Origin of the sequence: Clostridium tarantellae (assembly GCF_009295725.1) — a bacterium.
Lineage (GTDB): Bacteria > Bacillota > Clostridia > Clostridiales > Clostridiaceae > Sarcina > Sarcina tarantellae.
In genome coordinates, this window is sequence record NZ_WHJC01000217.1 from 1 (window position 1) to 5,681 (window position 5,681).

The 5,681-nt window shown below is 24.4% G+C and carries 7 protein-coding genes; all 7 read left to right on the top strand.

Going from position 1 to position 5,681, the window contains the following annotated elements; genetic code table 11:
• Positions 1-74 precede the first annotated feature (74 nt).
• Entirely contained in the window at positions 75-785 is a 711-nt protein-coding gene (locus GBZ86_RS11840; RefSeq protein ID WP_152890920.1) for a pseudouridine synthase, read from the top strand.
• Positions 786-794: 9 nt separating this feature from the next.
• Positions 795-1,337 (top strand): tRNA 5-(aminomethyl)-2-thiouridylate-methyltransferase MnmM, encoded by a 543-nt coding sequence (mnmM, locus tag GBZ86_RS11845; protein ID WP_152890922.1) that lies wholly within the window; start codon positions 795-797, stop codon positions 1,335-1,337.
• An 83-nt stretch (positions 1,338-1,420) separates the two neighbouring features.
• Positions 1,421-2,299: a MurR/RpiR family transcriptional regulator gene (locus GBZ86_RS11850; protein WP_152890924.1), complete on the top strand. Its 879-nt coding sequence runs from the start codon at positions 1,421-1,423 to the stop codon at positions 2,297-2,299.
• A 99-nt stretch (positions 2,300-2,398) separates the two neighbouring features.
• Positions 2,399-3,619, top strand: coding sequence for a BaiN/RdsA family NAD(P)/FAD-dependent oxidoreductase (locus GBZ86_RS11855; RefSeq protein WP_152890926.1), 1,221 nt, complete (start codon positions 2,399-2,401; stop codon positions 3,617-3,619).
• 21 nt (positions 3,620-3,640) lie between these two features.
• Positions 3,641-4,288, top strand: a complete 648-nt coding sequence (gene cmk / locus GBZ86_RS11860; protein WP_152890928.1) for a (d)CMP kinase — start codon at positions 3,641-3,643, stop codon at positions 4,286-4,288.
• Position 4,289: 1 nt separating this feature from the next.
• Complete coding sequence (locus GBZ86_RS11865; protein ID WP_152890930.1) at positions 4,290-5,135, top strand: 4-hydroxy-3-methylbut-2-enyl diphosphate reductase; 846 nt, start codon at positions 4,290-4,292, stop codon at positions 5,133-5,135.
• A gap of 86 nt (positions 5,136-5,221) precedes the next feature.
• Positions 5,222-5,681, top strand: a 460-nt coding sequence (locus GBZ86_RS11870; RefSeq protein WP_152890932.1) for a hypothetical protein, incomplete at its 3' end; no start/stop codon positions are given.

Sequence of the window (5,681 nt, forward strand, 5' to 3'; positions counted from 1 at the left end):
ATATATAATCTTGCAAAATATTAAATTTTTATTTAAAATTATTATAAATATATTAATATGGAGTGATATACTTAATGGAAGAAAGATTACAAAAATATATGGCTAGATGTGGAGTTGCGTCTAGAAGAAAATGTGAAGAGTTAATTACTAATGGCAAAGTTAAAGTTAATGGTGAAAATATTACTGAATTAGGTACAAAAATTAATGCAGACATTGATAAAGTATATGTTAATGAAACTTTAATAAAACCAGAGAAATCAAAAGTATATATAATGCTAAATAAACCTGAAGGATATGTTACTACTAATAAAGATGAAAAAGGTAGAAAAACAATACTAGATATAGTAAATGTTAATGAAAGAATTTATCCAATAGGTAGATTAGATTATGATAGTTCAGGACTTCTTTTATTAACAAATGATGGAGAAATTTACAATAGGATAATTCATCCAAGAGTAAATGTAGATAAAACATACATTGCATTAGTAAAAGGTAAATTTTCTAAAGAAGAATTATTAAAATTTCAAACTGGTGTAAACATAGGAGACTATACTACATCAGAAGCAAAAATAAAAGTAATAAAAGAGTATGCTAATAGTTCTATGGTAGAAATAATAATTCATGAAGGGAAAAATAGACAAATAAGAAGGATGTGTTCTGCTTTAGGTCATGAAGTTGTTTCTTTAAAAAGAGTTTCAATAGGCAAAATAAAACTTAACCATTTAAAAAAAGGAGAATGGAGGAATCTTTCATTAGAAGAGTTAAAATATTTGAATTCATTATAGGAGAAAAAAATGTTTAAATATGTTACTAATATAAGTGAATTATATCATAATATAATAAAAACTTATTTAAAAGAAAAAAATGTTGCTATTGATGCTACCTTAGGAAATGGTCATGATACTGATTTTTTAAGTGAAATTTTTAATAAAGTATATACTTTTGATATACAAGAATTGGCAACTAATACATATAAAGAAAAAGCTAAAAATAATGTAATAGTTATTAATGATTCTCATGAATATTTTAAAAACTATGTAAAAGAGTCTGTAGAGTGTATAATTTATAATTTAGGCTATTTACCTGGGGAAAATAAACATATAACCACTAAAGCAAATACAACTTTAAAAAGTATATGTGAAGGATTGGATATATTAGCACAAAATGGACTTATGTTTATTGGCATTTATAGTGGTCATGAAGAGGGAAATGTGGAAAAAGAAGAAATATTAAAATTTGTTAAAACATTACCTAAAAATAGATATGGGGTGATATATCAACAATTTTTAAATAGAAATAATAATCCTCCTTCATTAATTATAATAGAAAAGAAATAATTTACTTTAAAGTTATATACGTTTATATGTAAATAAAAAAATTATTTATAAATTTAAATTATTATAATAGAAAGGAAAGATATATGGAAAACACTCAAGATTTAATGAGAATAATTCAAGTTAAATTTCAAAGATTAAGTAAAGGGCAAAAACTTATAGCAGAATATATATTAAAAAATTATGATAAAGCAGCATTTATGACTGCAGCAAAATTAGGAATGAATGTGGGAGTTAGTGAATCAACAGTAGTTAGATTTGCTATTGAACTTGGATTTACAGGATATCCTAAATTGCAAAAAGCTTTACAGGAATTAATTAAAAATAAACTTACTTCAGTTCAAAGATTAGAATTATCTAATGATTTTGTAAGTGAAGAAAATGCTTTAAAAAGTGTTTTAAAATCAGATATAGAAAATATAAGAGCTACATTAGAAAAAATTAATCATAATACTTTTGAGGAAGTAGTTAATGAGATATTTAAAGCAAAAAGAATTTATATAGTAGGGTTAAGAAGTTCAACAGTTTTAGCTGAATTTTTAGGTTTTTATTTAAATATTATCTTAGAAAATGTTAAAATAGTATCTAATGGGATAAGTGATATATTTGAGCAAATGTTAAATTTAGGAGAAGGTGATTTAGTTATAGGAATTGGTTTTCCAAGATATGCAGTTAAAACTATAGATGCATTAGAATTTGCTCATAGTAGAGAAGCTAAAGTTTTAGCTATAACAGATAGTTTAATATCACCATTAGCAACAAAAGCAGATTATACATTAATTGCTCAAAGTAATATGACATCTTTTGTAGATTCTTTAGTAGCTCCTTTAAGTATAATAAATGCTCTTATAATAGCAGTAGGAATGAGAGAAAAAGATAAAATTTCCTATACTTTTAATAACTTAGAAAAAATATGGCAGGATTATAATGTTTATTCTCACAATAAAAATAATTCAGAATATTAGTTTTGAAGCTCCTATGGGAGCTTCTTTATTTTATTGACAAAATAAAAAAGTAAGTTTATCATATAATTTGTTTTACTACAATTTAAGGAGCTGATACTTTTGTCAAAAGTAATAATTATAGGTGGTGGACCAGCAGGAATGATGGCAGCCATAGCCGCTTCAAAAGATAATGAAGTTACACTTTTAGAAAGTAATGAAAGATTAGGTAAAAAGCTATTTATTACTGGAAAAGGAAGATGTAATGTTACAAATGCTAAAGATATAAGTGAATTTTTTGATTTTATACCAGGAAATCCTCACTTTTTATATAGTGCATTATATACTTATACTAATATTGATGTTATGAATTTTTTTGAAAATGCAGGAGTTAAATTAAAGGTAGAAAGAGGAATGAGAGTTTTTCCTGAGTCTGATAAATCATCAGATATAATATTAGCATTAAGTAAAGAACTAAATAAAGCTAATGTAAATGTAAGATTACATAGCAAAGTTGTTAAATGGAATATAAGTGATAAAAAAATAAATTATTTACAGTTAGAAAACGGTGAAAAAATCTTTGGTGATCATTTCATATTATGTACTGGAGGAAAATCATATCCATTAACAGGTTCCACAGGTATAGGTCATAATTTAAGTCAGTTATTAGGACATAAAATTGTAGATACTAAACCTTCTTTAGTACCTATAGAAATAGAAGATGTTTGGGTAAAAGAGTTACAAGGATTATCATTAAAAAATGTTGAATTAAAAATAATTGATAAATCTAATAAAAAGGTTTTATATAAAAATTTAGGTGAAATGATTTTTACTCATTTTGGAATATCAGGTCCTTTGGTGTTAAGTGGAAGTAGGTTTATAAAAGATAAAAAAAATTATCATATATCTATAGATTTAAAGCCTGCTTTAGAAATAAGTGAGTTAGATAAAAGAATACAAAAGGATTTTCAGAAAAATTTAAATAAGGATTTTAAAAATTCTTTAGATGAATTATTACCTAAAAAATTAATACCTATAATAATTAATTTAAGTGGTATTGATGAGAATAAAAAAGTAAATTCAATTACTAAAGAGGAAAGAAAGAATTTACTTAATATTCTTAAAAATTTAACTTTTTCTGTAAAAGGATTAAGGCCTATAGCCGAGGCAATAGTAACAGCAGGTGGAGTTTGCACTAAAGAAATAGATCCTTCAACTATGAAATCTAAACTAATAAATAACTTATCTTTTGCTGGAGAACTTATAGATGTAGATGCTTTTACGGGTGGATATAATGTACAAATTGCATTATCTACAGGGTATTTAGCAGGAAAAGAAATTTAAACTTTGAAAGGTGGAATAGTTATGAGAATGACAGTTGCTATAGATGGACCAGCTGGTGCGGGAAAAAGTACAATAGCTAAACTATTAGCAGAAAGATTTAATTTAATGTACATAAATACAGGCTCAATGTATAGAGCAGTAACACTAAAAGCTTTAGAAAATAATATTAGTTCAAATAATGTGAAACTTTTAATGGATGTAATAAATATAATGGAAATGCATTTTGAAAATAATGAACTTATATTAAATGGTGTTAATATTAATAATGAACTTACATTACCTAAAATAAGTAATAGTGTATCAGCTTATGCATCAGTTAAAGAAGTTAGAGAAAAACTTGTAGAACAAATGAGAGCTATGTCATTAAAGTTTAATGTTATAATGGATGGAAGAGATATTGGGACAGTAGTATTAAAGGATGCTAATTATAAGTTTTTCTTAACAGCAAGTGCAGAAGAAAGAGCAGATAGAAGATATAAAGAGTTAAGAGAAAAAGGATTAGATGTTAAGTATGATATTATACTTGAAGATATTAAAAAAAGAGATTATTTAGATACTAATAGAGAAGTAGATCCTTTAAAAAAGGCTGAAGATGCAATAGAAATAGATACTACTGGATTAAATATAGAAGAAGTAGTAAATAAAATATCAGGTTATATGGAGAAATAAAATGAATATTAAAGTGGTATTAGCTGAAAATGCTGGTTTTTGCTTTGGAGTTAAAAGAGCTGTAGATGAAGCTATAAAAACACAAAAACAGTATAAAAAAAATATTTATACTCTAGGTCCTCTTATACATAATAATGATGCTGTAAAATATTTAGAACATAATAATGTGTATGCTATAGATATTAAAGATATAGATAATTTATGTGAGGGAGATGTTATTTTAATAAGGTCTCATGGGGTAAAGGCTAATGTTATAGAAATATTAAAAAATAAAGGATTAATAGTAGTAAATGCTACTTGTCCATATGTGACTAATATTCAACAAAAAGCAAAAACTTATTATGAAAAAGGTTATAAAATAATAATTATTGGTGATGAAAAACATCCTGAGGTAGTTGGTATTAATGGATGGTGTAATGATGAAGCAATTATAGTTAATGGTAAAAATATTCCAAAGGAATTTCCTAAAAGAGTATGTGTGTTATGTCAAACTACAGAAAAGAAAGAAACTTGGAATAAAGTATTAACTGCTATAGCTAATTGTTCTAAAGAAATAGTTGCATTTAATACTATTTGTTCAGCAACAGATGTTAGACAAAAAAGTGCTAAAGAACTTTCAGAAAGTGCTGATAAAATAATTGTTATTGGTGGAAAAAATAGCTCTAATACAACTAAATTATATGAAATATGCAAAAAAAATTGTAACGAAGCTTATCATATAGAAAATTCCAAAGAATTAACAAATGAATTATTAAAAAATAAAGATATAACTATTGGAATTACTGCTGGTGCTTCAACACCTGAATGGGTAATTAAAGAAGTTATTGAAAAAATTAAGAATAAATAATTGAACTAATTAAATATTAAAAAATCCTAGAATTTAATTGAAAAATATTTTATACTATACTTATATCATAATGTTAAGAGGTAGTTATGGAAATAAAACAATTTAAATTCTGGGATTATTTTATTTATATAAGTAAAATAAAATATAATAATATATTTTATGACATATTTACAGGATTTTATCTGAAAATAATTAAAGATAAAAAGGTTATTATGATATGGAAAATTGAATATATGGATTCTTTTATAGCATATATAAGTAATATAATAAAGATAAAAAAAACTAATGATAAAACTGAAAGTATAAAATTAAAAGGAAAACTATCAGGAATTAAATTTATTTACGAAAGTTGTAATAATGGAGAGGATAGTTTGAAAGATTATGGTTTTAAGTTAGAAGATTCTAATATTACTATGATATTAAATAAATCTTTAAAAGAATTAGATTTTAATGTTAATTCCAAAAGTAATGTAGAGGACATAAGTTTTTTAAAATTTAAAAAAGGATTACATGATAAAATAAGATGTGATATACAAAATGAAGTTT